Consider the following 15145-nt stretch of genomic DNA (forward strand, 5'->3'; position numbering starts at 1 on the left):
GGTCTGCCAGGCCGCAACTTCCGTGGCGCCCTATTCAGTTCGTTCAGGCGACGCCTGAGCCGACTCGCGAATCTGCCTGGCAACCCTGGCTTGCGCTTTGACATGCAGCTTGCATGCGCTTAGTTTCCACTGGGTTGTGCTTGATGTTCTATTAGGACGTGCCACTCGCAGAGCGGGCACAGCTGTCGGGCACGGATGGGACAGGGGGAGCGATGGGGAACCGTTTGCGCGTGCGCAATCCGGGCCAGGCGAGCTCGAATCCGGGATTCCGGTATGCCGGGAACCGCATCGCCTGCCTTCGAGCCGCACTGGCGGCTGCCATCGTCGGTGCAGCCGCGGCCGGACCGGCGCTGGCTTCGGAACAGAACCCCGATGTCGATGCGGCGACGGGCACCCAGACGACCTATATCTCCGGACTGGTGCTGACCGCCGCGACCGGCGGCGGCGTGCCCGGGACGTCGTCTACCTCGATCACCGCAGGCGGACTGTCTTTCGGCGGCAATCCCCCCACCGCCTACGATCCGCGCATCGACCTGGTTTCCGAGACCTTCAATTTCCTTACCCCGGGCACCCTGGTCGTCGTGGCTGCAGGCGGGCAACAGGCCATGGGTACGCTGACCTATAGCTTCAGCCGTCCGGTGGTCAACCCGCGCTTCCATTTCGCCCGCCTCGGCGGCACCGGCGCCGGCGCTGGTTTTTCCTCGACCTTCATGACCGCGCCCGCGGGGTCGACCTGGACCGTGATCGGCGGTTTGTTGACCACCACGCTCGCCAATACGCGTTTGCGCGGTTCGTCCAATACGCCCACGGTCGCTTGCGGCGACCCGGCGACCACCTCGGGTTGCGGCACCGCGCAACTCAACGGCACGTTCACTTCCATCCCGCTCGGGATCGGCATCGGCAACCCCACTGCGGCGACGCCCGGCGATCTGGGCGCGGATGGCTACACGGTTACGATCACCGTGGACGAAGATTTCAGCGATGCGCCGACCAGCTACGGCATGGCCGGCCACGTCAATTCGGGCCTTACCCTCGGCGCCAGCCTGACCATCGACCCGACCCTGCCGTTGACGATTCCGAACGGCACGGCCTATATCACGCCGGCACCCGCGACCAGCCCGCGCGCCAGCACCAACGCCGCCGGCGACACCGACAATGCCTTCGCCTCCTTGCCGATCGTGGGCGTCGGCACGTACAGCCTGTCGGTGCCGGTGGCCGGCTTCCAGACTGTCTCAGGGGCCTCGCCGCAGTTGTGCGGCTGGATCGATTTCAACCGCAACGGCACCTTCGAAACCGGCGAGCGCGCCTGCGCCGGCGTCACCGGCAACGGCAACGTGGCCTTGAACTGGACGATCCCGACCGGCGCGACCTATGTCGCCGGCGAAAGCTATGCGCGCCTGCGCCTGGGTTACACGACGTCGCAAGTTCAGAACGCGACCGGCCTGGCCGACAGCGGCGAGGTCGAGGATTACCCGATCACCCTGCTGCCGCGCGTGCGCCTGACCAAAGCCTTGGTGCCGACTTCGGATCCGGGCCTGTTCAACCTCTCGGTGGCGCCGGCGTCGGCGACCGCGGTGCAGACCAACAGCGGCACGGTCGCGAATGTCGGCAACGGCGGCACCACCGACTGGGTGCCGGTGCCGCTCGGCACGCTCATCACCGTCAGCGAAACCGCCGGCACCGGCACCAGCCTGAGCAACTACACCTCGAGCATCGCCTGTACCGACCGCTCCGGCGCCGCGGTCACGCTCGGCGCCGCCGGGACCACCCGCACCTTCTCCAGCATGGTCAGCGCACCGGTCGGGCCGCCGACCACGCCGAACAGCGCCAACGCCAACCTCAGCGAGATCAGTTGCACCGCGACCAATGCGCGGCTGCCCACCTTGCAGGTGGTCAAGGTCACCCAGAACGGCGTCGGCACGTTTTCGTTCAGCGGCAGCAACGGCATCGCCAATCACGACATCACCACCGTCACCGCCGGCACCGGCGTGGCCGGCCCGGTGCAGTTGCTGACCGCCGCGAGCACCGCGACCACGGTCAGCGAAGCGCCGCTGCCGGCCGGTTATCTGCTCGGCGGCATTTCCTGCAGCGGACTCGGGGCAGGCGGCAACGCAACCGTCGACCTGCCGAACCGCAGCGTGAGCCTCGATGCCGCGGCGACCGTAGCCGGCAGCGCCATCGTCTGCACCTTCACCAACATCGCCCAGGTCGCGGATCTGGCCATCACCAAGACCAACACGCCCTTGGCCGGCGACAGCGACCAGGCCAACGACACCGTGGTGCGCGGCGCCACCACGCAATACACCCTGCGCGTCATCAACAACGGGCCGGTGTCGGTCACGGGTGCCATCGTTCAGGACACGCCGGTCAGTGGCTTGAACTGCCCGGCAGGCAACGTGGTGAGCTGCAGCAGTGCCACCGCCGGCGCGTGCCCGGCCGCTCCGAGTCCGATTCTGATCAGCGATCTGACCGCCGGTGTGGCGCTGGGCACCCTGCCGCTGGGCGCAGTGGTGATGCTCAGCTTCTCGTGCACCGTGCCGTAAGCGGGTCGGCGCAGCGGGCGGTGCGCGAAACCGCTGACCGGACCGCGCGGCGGGTCCGGTCAGGTACGGTCATGAGGTTCGCAGCGATAGCGCTGCGCGATAGCGATAGCGATAGCGATAGCGAAAGATGGAGCCGGCAGAACCACCGTGGCCGACGATCGCAGGGCCGAACCGATCGTGCGAGCTGGCCCTGCGACCGCAAATCCAGCGGGGAAATCTAGCGGGCGGGGCGGAAGTGGTTCCGCCGCGCCGTCATAGCACGGTGCACGAAAACGTCAGGGTCGCGACCGTGCCGACCGACAGCGTGCCCAGCGGTACGCCCGCGGTCAGGTCGCTCATCAGGATCGGGCCCGGGCAGGCGCCGGCGGGCACGCTGCTGCAGCTCACCACGTTGCCGCTCGGGCAATTGAGTCCCGCACCGGGCGTATCGCGCACCACCGCACCGGTCACCGACACCGGCCCGTTGTTGATGACGCGCAAGCTGTATTGCGTGCTCGCACCGCGCACCAAGGTGTCGTTGGCTTGGTCGCTGTCGCCGGCCAGCGGTGTGTTGGTCTTGGTGATGGCCAGATCCGCGACCTGGGCGATATTGGTGAAGGTGCAGACGATGGCGCTGCCGGCCGCAGTCGCCGCGGCATCGAGGCTCACGCTGCGGTTCGGCAGGTCGACGGTTGCGTTACCGCCTGCACCGAGCCCGCTGCAGGAAATGCCGCCGAGCAGATAGCCGACCGGCAGCGGCGCTTCGGTCACCGTGGTGACGGTGCTCGCGGCGGTCAGCAACTGCACCGGGCCGGCCACGCCGGTGCCGGCGGTGACGGTGGTGATGTCGTGATTGGCGATGCCGTTCGTACCGCTGAACGAAAACGTGCCGACGCCGTTCTGGGTGACCTTGACCACCTGCAAGGTGGGCAGCCGCGCATTGGTCGCAGTGCAACTGATCTCGCTGAGATTGGCGTTGGCGCTGTTCGGCGTGGTCGGCGGCCCGACCGGTGCGCTGATCAGGCTGAAGAAGGTGCGGGTGGTACCGGCGGCGCCAAGTGTCACGGCGGCGCCGGAGCGGTCGGTGCAGGCGATGCTGGAGGTGTAGTTGCTGAGGCTGGTACCGGTGCCGGCGGTCTCGCTGACGGTGATGAGCGTGCCGAACGGCACCGGCACCCAGTCGGTGGTGCCGCCGTTGCCGACGTTGGACACGGCGCCGGTGTTGGTCTGCACCGCGGTCGCCGACGCCGGCGCCACCGAGAGATTGAACAGGCCCGGATCCGAAGTCGGTACCAAGGCTTTGGTCAGGCGCACGCGCGGCAGCAGGGTGATCGGGTAATCCTCGACCTCGCCGCTGTCGGCCAGGCCGGTCGCGTTCTGAACTTGCGACGTCGTGTAACCCAGGCGCAGGCGCGCATAGCTTTCGCCGGCGACATAGGTCGCGCCGGTCGGGATCGTCCAGTTCAAGGCCACGTTGCCGTTGCCGGTGACGCCGGCGCAGGCGCGCTCGCCGGTTTCGAACGTGCCGTTGCGGTTGAAGTCGATCCAGCCGCACAACTGCGGCGAGGCGCCTGAGACAGTCTGAAAACCGGCCACCGGCACCGACAGGCTGTACGTGCCGACGCCGACGATCGGCAAGGAGGCGAAGGCATTGTCGGTGTCGCCGGCGGCGTTGGTGCTGGCGCGCGGGCTGGTTGCCGGCGGCGTGGCGATGTAGGCGGTGCCGTTGGGAATCGTCAACGGCAGGGTCGGGTCGATCGTCAGGCTGGCGCCGAGGGTGAGGCCCGAATTGACGTGGCCGGCCATGCCGTAGCTGGTCGGCGCATCGCTGAAATCTTCGTCGACGGTGATGTTCACGCCATAGGCGTCCGGCGACACGGTGCCGGTGAGCGCCGTCGGGTTGCCGAGGCCGATGTTGAGTGCGGCCGAAGTGAAGGTGCCGTTGAGCTGGGCGGTGCCGCAGCCCGAGGTCGAGGCCGGATCGGTGCAGGCCACCGAGGGCGCGGCCGAGGAAGCGCGCAGGCGTGTGTTGCCCAGGGTCGTCGACAACGCCCCGCCGATCACCGTCCAGGTCGCGCCGCCGGTGGCGGTGAGGAAGGTCGTGCTGTTGAGCGCGCTGCCGCCGGTGCCGCCGAGGCGGGCGAAGTGGAAGCGCGGGTTGACCACCGGACGGCTGAAGTTGAAGGTCAGCGTGCCAGCGGCTTCCTGTCCGCCGCCCACCACGTTGACCGTGGTGCCCGAGGGCGAGGGCGTCATGAAGTTGAAGGTGTTCGAGCTGAGGTTGATGCGCGGGTCGTAGGCGGTAGGCGGATTGCCGTCGAACGTGGCCGCGCCGATGCCGGTCGAAGTCGTGCCCGGCGTGCCGCCGTTGCTGACGGCGGTCACCGTCAGCAGCGAGGCATAGCTCGCGCGGTTCAAGCCGGTGTCGATGGCGTCGTTCTGTTCCGACGCCGACACCGGCAGGGCGCTGCCCAGGACCAGCAGGGCCGGCAGCCAAGCCAGCGCACGTGGAACGAAGAGGCGCCGCGGCGGGTCGATAGCCGGGCGCCCGAGCGGAGAAAAGGTCGCGCCATCCTGGCCGGCAGCGAAAACGATGGCATAAGCGTGCTCGCCGAGCCGCGGGTGCGGCACGGTGTTTTGCTGACTTCGCATACGGTCCCCTGGATGGTCATCGCTGAAGAACCGGCACCCGAGTCGATCGGGGACCGGTTCTCGCCATATGTGTGACTCAAGTCACACTGGCCGGCGCAAATTATCCGTACGCGGCGACGAAGTCAAAGCTTTTGTACGGTCTTTGCGCAAAACATCCGTATGGCGCGAGCGTGGCCGGAATCGCGGACGTTTGGCGTAGAGCGGCCGCATGGGGCGCGGCGACCGCAGCGCCTCGACCTCGCGGCGCTGCCGGTCGGAGCCCCGGTAGGAGCGGCGTGAGCCGCGGCCACGGGACGCGCAGAACCGACCGCGCCGGTGCCATGCATCGACGCGGCGTGTTTTCGCGAGGGTAGGAGCGGCGGCCTACTGGATTTCCTTTGGTCACAAGCCGCGACCGCGCAACTGGCGGTTGCTGCGTTTCTCGCCGCAGAGCGGTGAAGCAACATCCAACATCTAAAGCTTCCGTCCGCTGACGCGGCCGGGTTACTTTCTTTTGCTGGCCCAAAAAAAAGGTAACCAAAGAAAAGGGCTTTCCTTGCAAGGGCACAGGCCACGAGTGCGATGCCTACGCCGGGATTTTTCGATAGGACATCCTTGTCCTATCGAAAAACGGCGCACGTCCTGTGCGCCGCCCTCCGGGTCTACGGTTGCATCGCAAGTTCGGCACTGAGCCAAGCTCCCACGGCAACGGCAACGGCAACGGCAACGGCAACGGTTGCCGCGCTCTTAGGGTAGAAGCGGCGCAAGCCGCGACCGCGAATCTACAGGTACCGGCGCCGGCGATCGTGGCTGCGTGGTCGCGGCCGCTCCTACCCTTTGAACCGTCGTCGCTGCAGGCAACGGTTGCCGTGCGCCATCTCATACTCGCGAAGGCCATCGAAGACCCGGAGGGCGGCGCGCAGGGATGCGCGCCGTTTTTCATCGGGACAGGGATGTCCCGTATGAAAAATTCCTGCGGAGGCACCGCTCGTGCGGGCCTGTGATTCAAAGCAAAAGCAACTTCTTTGATGACTTTTGACCGAAGGGAATCCAGACGGACTTTTGTTGCTTTAGACAAAAGAAAGTTACCCGCCGCTTTAGTGGCGGAAGCTTTTATCGTTTGATCCTGATCCTGATCCTGATCTTGCTTGAGCGAGGCGCCGCGAGACCGAAACGACGCGGTCGCGGCTCGCGCCGCTCCTACCCCGCGCAAAAATACGCCGCTTCGATGTGTGGCATTTGGCGTTGTTGGTCCTGCGCGTCCCGTGGTCGCGGCTCACGCCGCTCCTACAAGGGATGGATTCTTCCGCCCGGCCATCATGCCCATCACGCGCACCAAGGCGCCGACAGGCCGCACCCGATCAATGCATAGCCGGAGCCGCTGGCCGCGGCTCCCGCCGCAGGGCGACGGTTTCCCAGCCCGCGACGATCATCAACACCGCGCTGGTCGCCGCACCCAGGGTCAACGGCGACAGATGCAGTGGCGCGCTCGCGAAGGCCAAGGCGGCCAGCATCAGCAGGCCGACGCAATGCGAGAACGGCGGGAAGCGACGGGTGTTGGTGACCCACTTGAACAAGGCGCAACCCAGCAGGTACAGCGCCGGTCCGCCGATGATCGCGGCGATGCCGGCGCCGTCGGCGTGGTCGGGATGGACCAGCACCAGTTCGTCGGCGACCGCGCACACCACGATCCCGCCGACGATCAGCAGGTGCAGGTAGGTGTAGGCGTTGCGCGCCTGGCGGGCCTGCCGGGTCTGGTCGGTCTGCTGCAGCATGCGGTGGGTCGCGCGCTCGGCGCCGCTGTCGAAGTAGATCCACCACATCGCCACGCTGCCGAGGAAGGCGATGCAGAACGCGGCCACCGCGGTTGGGTTCCATTCGAGTTTGGCGAAGGTGGCGCCGGTAATCAGGATGGATTCGCCCAGGGCGATGATGATGAACAAGCCGCAGCGCTCGGACAGATGCGCGCCTTCGACGTCCCAGTCCGACAGCGAGGAACGGCCCAGGCCGGGCACGCGGAAGTAGGCGAGGGGGCCGAGGTATTCGATCGCCACCGCGACCAGCCACCAGGCGATCCGCGACTCCGGTTCGGCCAGGCCGCCGAGCACCCAGAACACCGCCGACAGCGACAACCAGATCAAAATACGCACGAAATTGCGGAAATTGCCCGGGCTGCGCCCGCCGCGCAGCGCCCACAGCATGAACGCGGTGCGCCCGACCTGCATCGCCGCGAACACGATGCCGTAAGCGAGACCGCGTTCGGCAAAGGCCTGCGGCAGCGACGACGACAGCAGCAGGCCGCCGAACATCAGGGCGAAGATCATCAGCCGCACCGGCACCTTGTCCGGGTCGAGCCAGTTGGTGACCCAGGAGGTGAAGATCCACAGCCACCACACCCCCAGGAACAGCAGGCCGGTGCGCAGCGCGCCGACCGCGGTGAGGTTTTCGAGCAGAGTGTGGGACAACTGGGTGATCGCGAACACGAACACCAGGTCGAAGAACAGTTCGCTGAAGCCGACCTTGGCGTGGCCTTCGCGGATGCGCAGGAGGGTGGTGCGGGCGGGAGTCATGGCGGCATCTGCGATTCGGCCGTGCAGCTTAGCCGCGCGACAGCCTCCACCATAGCAACAGCGCGACCGCGGCCGGCCCGCCGAACACCGCCAGGAAGATCGGCAACTCCTCGGCGACGCTGTAGCCCGCGCGCGCCACGCCGATCCACAGGTTGATCGCCGCGCCGATGAACCACAGCGGCAGGAACAGCTTCAACGCGGTCAGCAGCGGCCCGGGGCCCGGGCCGCCGAGCAAGCGCGCGGCCAGCAGGCACAGCGCCAACAGGACCAGACCGCCGAGTATCACCATCACCGTATGCATCGCGTCTCCCTTGTGAGTGCCGCCGTTCGCGCCCCTGTCGCCGCCGCCGCGCAGGCGCCCGGCAGGGCGTGGTCGGCCCATGGTTGGCGGCGGCGCGTGCAGGCGACGTGCAGGCGGTCGCCGCATCGCTCAGCGGGTGGTGTAGCCGCCATTGGCGAAGATGGTTTGGCCGGTGATCCACCAGCCGTCGGTGACCAGGAATTTCACCAGCGGGGCGATATCGCGGATCTCGGTCAGGCCGCTTTGGGTGCGGCTGCTCAGCGCCGCCGCGGTGGCGTGGTAGGCCGCCGATTCCTTGGACTCGGCCGGGTAGAAGAACGGCGTGTCCATCGGTCCCGGGCCGATCGCGTTGACCGAGATGCCGCGTTCGCCGAACTCCTTGGAGGCGGCGCGGGTGAAGTGCTCGATCGGCGCCTTGCTGCCCGGGTACACCGCGTAGAACGGCGTGTATGCGGCCAGCAGCGAGCTGACGATGGTGCAGACGTTGCCGTCGTCGGCGAGCTGCTTGCCGGCCTGCTGGATGAAGAAGAACGCGGCCTTGGAATTGACCGCGAACATGCGGTCGTACTCGGTCTCGCTCACCTCGACCAGCGGCTTCTTGATGACCATGCCGGTGGTATTGACGGCGATGTCGATCTTGCCGAAGCGCGCCTTGGCCGCGTCGAACAGCTTTTCGACCTCGTCGGGCCGGGTCAGGTCGCCCTGGTGGGCGAAGGCGTCGGCGCCGGCGCTGCGCAAGGCGGCGACGGTGTCCTCGGCGGCGGTGCGGGTGGCGTCGCTGTTGTAGTGGACGGCGATGCCGGCGGCGCCGCCCAGGGCGAGCTCGCGCGAGATCAGGCCGCCGAGGTTCTTGGCGCCGCCGCCGATGACGACGGCCTTGCCGTGGAGGGAACGATCGGGCATGGGGAGGGACTCCGTTGGGCTGAAGGAGCGGGGCGGGGGCCGCCGCGGACGTTGACGCGAATGTGATCGGAATCATGTTTAGCTCGCCCCACGTCCGTTGCGCTTCCACGATGTCCGAGCCGCTTTCAATTTCTCCGCCGACCGTGGCGGCCGATGCCTCCGCTCGCGGCGAGTCCGCGCTGGGCGCGGCCGCGGTGCGCGACTGGCTCGGCGTGCGCCGGCTCTCGTTCAATCGCGAGCTGACCCTGGCGCCGGGCCTGGAATTCGCCTTCGCCTCGGAGAGCATCGCCGAGCCGACGCAATGGCGCCTGCAGCACGACCGCCATACCCTGATCGTCCATCTCGACGGTTCGATGCGGCGCCTGGACACGCGGATCGAAGGCGTCGGGCGTTTGCGCCTGCCGCCCGCGGCCGGCGATCTGTGGCTGATCCCGGCCGGCCGCCGCTATCAGGGCGAGGCGCTAGGCGGCGAGATCGCCTACGCCGAGCTCACGATCGATCCGGCCCGCTTCGGTCCCTGCCGCGATGGCGCCGCCGACCTCGCCGCGCGCATGAAGCAGCGCGATCCCTTCGTGCACGGCCTGGCCGCGCGCCTGGCCGCACTCTGCGACCAGGGCGACGACCTGGCGGCGATGCTGCGCGAAGCCTTGGGCCAGGCCTTGGGCCTGCATTTGTTGCGCGAGTACGGCCGCAGGCCCGCCGTAGTGGCCGCGACCGCGCCGCGCCTGCAACCGGCGCAACGGCAGCGGATCGAGGACTACATTCAGGCGCAGTTGGACCAGCCGATCCGGCTGTCCGCACTCGCGGCGATCGCCGGACTCAGCGTGCACCGGCTGCTGGTCGCGTTCCGCGCCGCCTTCGGCGCGACCCCGATCCAGTACGTGCTCGGCGAACGCCTGCGCCGGGTCTGCCTGCGCCTGCGCGACAGCGACGAGGACATCGCCACCATCGCGTTGGAGACCGGTTTCGCCAGCCACAGCCATCTGTCGATGGCGTTCAAGAAGCGCTACGGCCTGGCGCCGCGCGACTATCGCCTGCAGTCCCGCTAGGCCGGCGCGCCCGCGGGCCGCGCCACAGTTCGCCGCCCCTGCCATCGGTCATGACGACGAAACGCCCATGGGTGTAAGCGCCGCGGCCGCTAGCATCGATCCTGTCAGGAAAGGCCCGGCGATCCGCGCCGCGCCGTCCTCCCTCCGCACGGGACCCATCGATGCTCACCATTCGCGACCTCACCAAGACCTATGCCAACGGCGTGCGTGCGCTGGACGGTATCTCGCTGGATATCCCGCGCGGCATGTTCGGCCTGCTCGGCCCGAACGGCGCCGGCAAGTCCTCGCTGATGCGCACCCTGGCGACCCTGCAGGAGGCCGATGCCGGCAGCGCCACGCTCGAGGGCGCCGACGGCCGCCCGATCGACGTGTTGCGCGACAAGGACACGGTGCGGCGGCAATTGGGCTACCTGCCGCAGGACTTCGGCGTCTATCCGAAGGTCAGCGCCGAGGACCTGCTCGAACATTTCGCCGTGCTCAAGGGCCTGACCCAGCGCAAACAACGGCGCGAGGTGGTCGACGGCCTGCTGCATCAGGTCAACCTGTGGAACGCGCGCAAGCAGAAGCTCGGCACCTTTTCCGGCGGCATGCGCCAGCGCTTCGGCATCGCCCAGGCCCTGCTCGGCGACCCGCGCCTGGTCATCGTCGACGAACCCACCGCCGGCCTCGACCCCGAGGAACGCAATCGTTTCCTTAATCTGTTGGCCGAGATCGGCGAGAACGTCGCGGTGATCCTGTCCACCCACATCGTCGAGGATGTGACCGACCTCTGCCCGACCATGGCCATCGTCAACAAGGGCAAGGTCTTGCTGACCGGCGAGCCGAACGCGGCGATCGCCGCCGTGGCCAACCAGGTGTGGCGCAAGCAGGTCACCAAGGCCACCTTGGCCAGCTACGAAACCCGTTACACGGTGTTGTCGACGCGCCTGGTCGCCGGCCAGCCGGTGATCCACGTGTTCAGCAAGGACCGCCCGGAGGAGGGCTTCGAGCCGGTGGCGCCGGACCTGGAAGACGTGTATTTCCAGCGCCTGCGCCAGCACGCGCGCGTCGCGGCTTGAGCGGGGCGCCATGATGATCGCCGAATTCTTCCGTTTCGAGTTGCGCCAACAGCTGCGCGCGCCGCTGTTGTGGCTTATTTCCCTGTTGTTCGGGCTGCTCGCCTTCGCGATGACCAGTTCCGACGCGGTGCAGATCGGCGGTGCCATCGGCAACGTCAACCGCAATGCGCCGTCCACCGTGATCATGGCGCTGAGCTATTTCAGCCTGCTCGGCCTGTTCGCCATCGCCAGCTTCATCGCCGCCGCGCTGCTGCGCGACTTCGAGCTCGGCACCGCCGACCTGTTTTTCTCCAGCCCGATGCGCAAGCGCGACTTCCTGATCGGCCGTTTCTCCGCCGCCCTGGTCGCCTGCCTGTTAGTGTTCGCGATGGTCGTCGCCGGCCTGATGATCGCGCCGCTGATGCCATGGATAGACCCGGAGCGGCTCGGGCCGTTCTCGCTGATGCCGTATCTGTGGGGCCTGTGCGTGGTGGTACTGCCGAACCTGTTGTTCATCGGCGCGCTGCTGGCCTTGCTCGCGGTGACCGCGCGCAACCTGCTGGTGGTCTACCTCGGGGTGATCGCGTTCTTCATCTTGTACCGCCTCGGCCGAGGCCTGGCCACCGACCTCGACAACGAGTGGCTGGCGGTGATGATGGATCCGTTCGGGATCACCGCGTTGCGCCGTACCCTGCGTTACTGGTCTTCGGCTGAACTCAATACCGCGATCCCGAGCCTCGACCGTTTCCTGCTGGCCAATCGGCTGGTCTGGAGCAGCATCGGCCTGGCGCTGGCGGCGACCGCCTTCGCCCTGTTCAAACCGCAGCGCACCGCCACCGGCAAGGGCTGGTTCCGGCGCAAAAAGCGCTTCGCGCCGGTGGCGAAGACGCCGTCGACCGTGGTCGCGCCGCGGGTGCAGCCCGCCTTCGGTACCGGCACCGCCGTCGCCCAGTTCCTGCATGCTTTGCGCTTCGATACCGTCGGCGTGCTCAAGAGCGTGCCGTTCCTGATCATGCTGGCGTTCGCGGTCGCGAACCTGCTCGGCAGCGCCGGCGCCATGCGCAGCCTGTTCGGCACCGAAACCTATCCGACCACCTCGGTGATGATCGGCGCGCTGCAGGACACCTTCGGCTTCATGGTCGTGTTCATCGTGATGTTCTACGCCGGCGACCTGGTGTTCAAGGAACGCGGGGTGAAGCTGGCCGAGGTCACCGATGCCATGCCGGTGCCGAACTGGGTGCCACTGTTGAGCAAGGCCGCGACCCTGGTGTTGGTGGTGCTGATCTTCCAGGGCATCGGCAGCCTCGGCGCGATCGGCTACCAGCTCGCCAAGGGCTATCGCGAGCTCGAACCGCTGCTGTACGCCAAGGCCTTGTTGCTCGATTCGGTTCCCTTCGTGCTGATGGGCGGCCTGGCCCTGGTGCTGCAGGTCCTGACCAACAACAAGTTCATCGGCTACGGCGCGCTGATCCTGGTCGTGGTGCTGCAGTCCGTCTTCGGTCTGCTGCACTTCGAGCACAACCTGTACAACTTCAGCCGCGCCTCCGAAGCGCCGTATTCGGACATGAACGGTTACGGCCAGTTCCTCGGCGCACGCCTGTGGTTCCAGGCGTACTGGGGCTTGTTCGTCGCAGCCTTGCTGACCCTCGCCGCGGCGTTCTGGGTGCGCGGCGTGTCGCCGAGCCTGCGCGATCGCCTCGCCCTGGCGCGCAACCGCCTGCGCGGCGCGCCCGGCCTCGTCCTGGCCGGGTTCGCCGTGGCCTGGGTCGGCGCCGGCAGCTATATCTTCTGGAACACTAACCTGCTCAACCGCTACGTGCCCTCGGACGTGGCGATGGACGAGCAGGTGCGTTACGAGAAGGAGTACCGCAAGTACAAGGGCCTGGCCCAGCCGCGCATCCTCGCCGTCGAGGTCGACGTCGACCTGCATCCGGAAACCTTGAGCGTGTCCAGCAAGGGCCGCTACCGCATCGCCAACCCGCATGCGCAGCCGATCAGCGAGTTCCACATCACCGTCGATCCCGAGCAGCGCATCACCGCCCTGGAGTTCGGCGGCGCCAAGCTGAGCCACGACGACGAGCGCCTGGGTTATCGCATCTACCAGCTCGACCGGCCGATGCAGCCCGGCGAACAGCGCGAACTGCGTTTCGCCCAGTCGTATGCGCAGCGGGGTTTCGGCAACGAGCCCGACAACAAGGCCATCGTCGCCAACGGCAGCTTCTTCAACTCCGCGGCCTTCCCGCACTTCGGCTACAACGAGAACCGCCAGCTCGCCGACCGCAACGAGCGTCGCAAGCGCGGCGTCGCCGAGGTGCAGCGCATGGCCAAGCTCGAAGATAAGGCGGCGCGCGGCAACCACTACATCGGCGGCGATGCTGACTGGATCGACTTCAAGACCACGGTCTGCACCGCGCCCGACCAGATCGCGCTGGCGCCGGGTTATCTCAAACGCGAATACCGCCGCGACGGGCGCCGTTGCTTCGACTATGCGATGGACCAGCCGATGCTGCCGTTCTACGCCTATCTGTCGGCGAAGTGGCAGGTCAAGCGCGCCGAACACGGCGGCATCCCGGTCGAGGTCTATTACGATCCGAAACACGCCTACAACGTCGACCGCATGATCGACGGCGTCAAACAATCGCTGGACTACTTCCAGGCCCAGTTCACCCCGTACCAGCATCGCCAGGTGCGCATCATCGAGTTCCCCGGCTACGCCCGTTTCGCCCAGAGCTTCGCCAACACGATTCCGTTCTCCGAATCGATCGGCTTCATCGCCGACCTGCGCGACACCAGCGCCATCGACTACGTGTTCTACGTGACCGCGCACGAAGTCGCGCACCAGTGGTGGGCGCACCAGGTGATCGGCGCCGACCTGCAGGGTTCGACGATGCTGTCGGAATCCTTGTCGCAGTACTCGGCGTTGATGGTGATGGAGAAGGCTTACGGCCGCGCCAAGATGCGCCGCTTCCTCAAGTACGAACTGGACAACTACCTGTCCGAGCGCAGCGCCGAGCGGGTCGAGGAACTGCCCTTGTACCGGGTCGAGAACCAGCCCTATGTGCACTACCGCAAAGGCTCGCTGGTGTTCTATCGCCTGCGCGAAGACCTGGGCGAGGCGGCGGTCAACCGCGCCCTGAAACGTTTCCTGCAGGACAAGGGCTTCCAGCAACCGCCGTACACCACTTCGGCGGAATTGTTGGACTATCTGCGCGCCGAAGCCAAGCCCGAGCAGCAGGCGCTGATCACCGACCTGTTCGAGAAGATCACCTTCTACGACAACCGGGTGGTGAGCGCGAACACGAACAAGCGTGCCGACGGCAAGTACGAAGTGACCATGCAATTGCACGCCGGCAAGGTCTATGTCGACGGCAAGGGCAAGGAAAGCCCGGCGCGGCTCGACGACTGGATCGAGATCGGCGTATTCGCGCGCGGGCCCTCGGGCGAGGAAGCCGACGAGAAACCGCTGCTGCTGGAGCGTCGCCGGATCACCGAGGGGGAATCGACGATCAAGGTGGTGGTCGGCGAGGCGCCGTATGAGGTGGGGTTCGATCCTTACAACAAGTTGATCGACCGGGTGTCGGCTGACAATCGCCAACGGTTGTAGGCGATGGGCGAGGGCCACGGCCGTTGTTGTTGACGCGGTTGTTGCAGTTGCCCTTGCTCTAGTTGTTGCTGTGCGCCGATTCGCACTAGCGAAGGCAATAGAAGACCCGGAGGGCGGCCCGCATGTATGCGGGCCGTTTTTCATCGGGACAGGGATGTCCCGTATGAAAAATCCCTGCGGATGCACCGCTCGTGCGGGCCTGTGATTCAAAGAAAAAGCATTTTTCTTTGGTGACTTTCTTTTGTTGCTTTAGACAAAAGAAAGTTACCCGCCGCTTTAGTGGCGGAAGCTCTTAGCGTTTGATCTTGCTTCTGCAAAGCGACAGGCAAGTGCGAAGTCTGCCCCCTGTAGGAGCGACGTAAGTCGCGACCACGCCCTGGCGGCCTCCGGCGCAGCCTTCAAGCAAGTGCAGAGCTTCCGTCCGCTACGCGGCCGGGTTACTTTCTTTTGCTAAGCCCAAAAGAAAGGTAACCAAAGAAAAGGGCTCTCCTTGCAAGGGCACAGGCCACGAGTGCGATGCTGTCGCCG

The 15145-nt window shown here is 66.8% G+C and carries 9 protein-coding genes; 5 read left to right on the plus strand and 4 right to left on the minus strand.

Features of this window, described 5'->3' with window-relative positions; all coding sequences use genetic code 11:
• Window positions 1-212: 212 nt before the first annotated feature.
• Entirely contained in the window at window positions 213-2543 is a 2331-nt protein-coding gene (locus tag LC490_RS03350) for a GEVED domain-containing protein (RefSeq protein ID WP_223619310.1), read from the plus strand.
• 252 nt (window positions 2544-2795) lie between these two features.
• Here the strand turns inward: LC490_RS03350 and LC490_RS24500 are convergent, their stop codons facing one another.
• Window positions 2796-5174 (minus strand): GEVED domain-containing protein, encoded by a 2379-nt coding sequence (locus LC490_RS24500; RefSeq protein WP_305067574.1) that lies wholly within the window; start codon window positions 5172-5174, stop codon window positions 2796-2798.
• A gap of 647 nt (window positions 5175-5821) precedes the next feature.
• Here LC490_RS24500 and LC490_RS03365 point away from each other — a divergent pair.
• Window positions 5822-6157 (plus strand): hypothetical protein, encoded by a 336-nt coding sequence (locus LC490_RS03365; protein ID WP_223619311.1) that lies wholly within the window; start codon window positions 5822-5824, stop codon window positions 6155-6157.
• A 357-nt stretch (window positions 6158-6514) separates the two neighbouring features.
• Here LC490_RS03365 and LC490_RS03370 read toward each other — a convergent pair whose 3' ends face one another.
• From LC490_RS03370 to LC490_RS03380, 3 genes are all read right to left on the minus strand, one after another.
• Entirely contained in the window at window positions 6515-7723 is a 1209-nt protein-coding gene (locus LC490_RS03370) for a low temperature requirement protein A (protein WP_223619312.1), read from the minus strand.
• A gap of 28 nt (window positions 7724-7751) precedes the next feature.
• Entirely contained in the window at window positions 7752-8024 is a 273-nt protein-coding gene (locus LC490_RS03375; protein WP_031374082.1) for a hypothetical protein, read from the minus strand.
• A gap of 129 nt (window positions 8025-8153) precedes the next feature.
• Window positions 8154-8927 carry an SDR family oxidoreductase gene (locus tag LC490_RS03380; RefSeq protein ID WP_031374083.1) on the minus strand — a complete coding sequence of 258 codons (774 nt, stop codon included), beginning with the start codon at window positions 8925-8927 and terminating at the stop codon, window positions 8154-8156.
• Between the two features lie 110 nt (window positions 8928-9037).
• Here LC490_RS03380 and LC490_RS03385 point away from each other — a divergent pair, with 110 nt between their 5' ends.
• The 3 genes from LC490_RS03385 to LC490_RS03395 all read left to right on the plus strand — a co-directional run bounded on the left by LC490_RS03385 (window position 9038) and on the right by LC490_RS03395 (window position 14617).
• The gene (locus LC490_RS03385; protein ID WP_161786167.1) at window positions 9038-9976 is read left to right on the plus strand and encodes an AraC family transcriptional regulator; all 939 of its coding nucleotides are present in this window, start codon (window positions 9038-9040) and stop codon (window positions 9974-9976) included.
• 161 nt (window positions 9977-10137) lie between these two features.
• Complete coding sequence (locus tag LC490_RS03390; RefSeq protein ID WP_031374085.1) at window positions 10138-11034, plus strand: ABC transporter ATP-binding protein; 897 nt, start codon at window positions 10138-10140, stop codon at window positions 11032-11034.
• Between the two features lie 13 nt (window positions 11035-11047).
• Window positions 11048-14617 (plus strand): M1 family aminopeptidase, encoded by a 3570-nt coding sequence (locus tag LC490_RS03395; protein ID WP_223619606.1) that lies wholly within the window; start codon window positions 11048-11050, stop codon window positions 14615-14617.
• Window positions 14618-15145 lie beyond the last annotated feature (528 nt).

The organism is Lysobacter sp. ESA13C (assembly GCF_019970005.1).
Taxonomy (GTDB): Bacteria; Pseudomonadota; Gammaproteobacteria; order Xanthomonadales; family Xanthomonadaceae; genus Lysobacter; species Lysobacter antibioticus_B.

What these genes read in the sequence shown, in the direction of transcription:
- LC490_RS03370 (WP_223619312.1), bottom strand. Translation starts at nt 7,723, where the DNA reads ATGACTCCCGCCCGCACCACCCTCCTGCGCATCCGCGAAGGCCACGCC.
- LC490_RS03375 (WP_031374082.1), bottom strand. Translation starts at nt 8,024, where the DNA reads ATGCATACGGTGATGGTGATACTCGGCGGTCTGGTCCTGTTGGCGCTG.
- LC490_RS03395 (WP_223619606.1), top strand. Translation starts at nt 11,048, where the DNA reads ATGATCGCCGAATTCTTCCGTTTCGAGTTGCGCCAACAGCTGCGCGCG.
- LC490_RS03380 (WP_031374083.1), bottom strand. Translation starts at nt 8,927, where the DNA reads ATGCCCGATCGTTCCCTCCACGGCAAGGCCGTCGTCATCGGCGGCGGC.
- LC490_RS24500 (WP_305067574.1), bottom strand. Translation starts at nt 5,174, where the DNA reads ATGCGAAGTCAGCAAAACACCGTGCCGCACCCGCGGCTCGGCGAGCAC.
- LC490_RS03350 (WP_223619310.1), top strand. Translation starts at nt 213, where the DNA reads ATGGGGAACCGTTTGCGCGTGCGCAATCCGGGCCAGGCGAGCTCGAAT.
- LC490_RS03385 (WP_161786167.1), top strand. Translation starts at nt 9,038, where the DNA reads ATGTCCGAGCCGCTTTCAATTTCTCCGCCGACCGTGGCGGCCGATGCC.
- LC490_RS03390 (WP_031374085.1), top strand. Translation starts at nt 10,138, where the DNA reads ATGCTCACCATTCGCGACCTCACCAAGACCTATGCCAACGGCGTGCGT.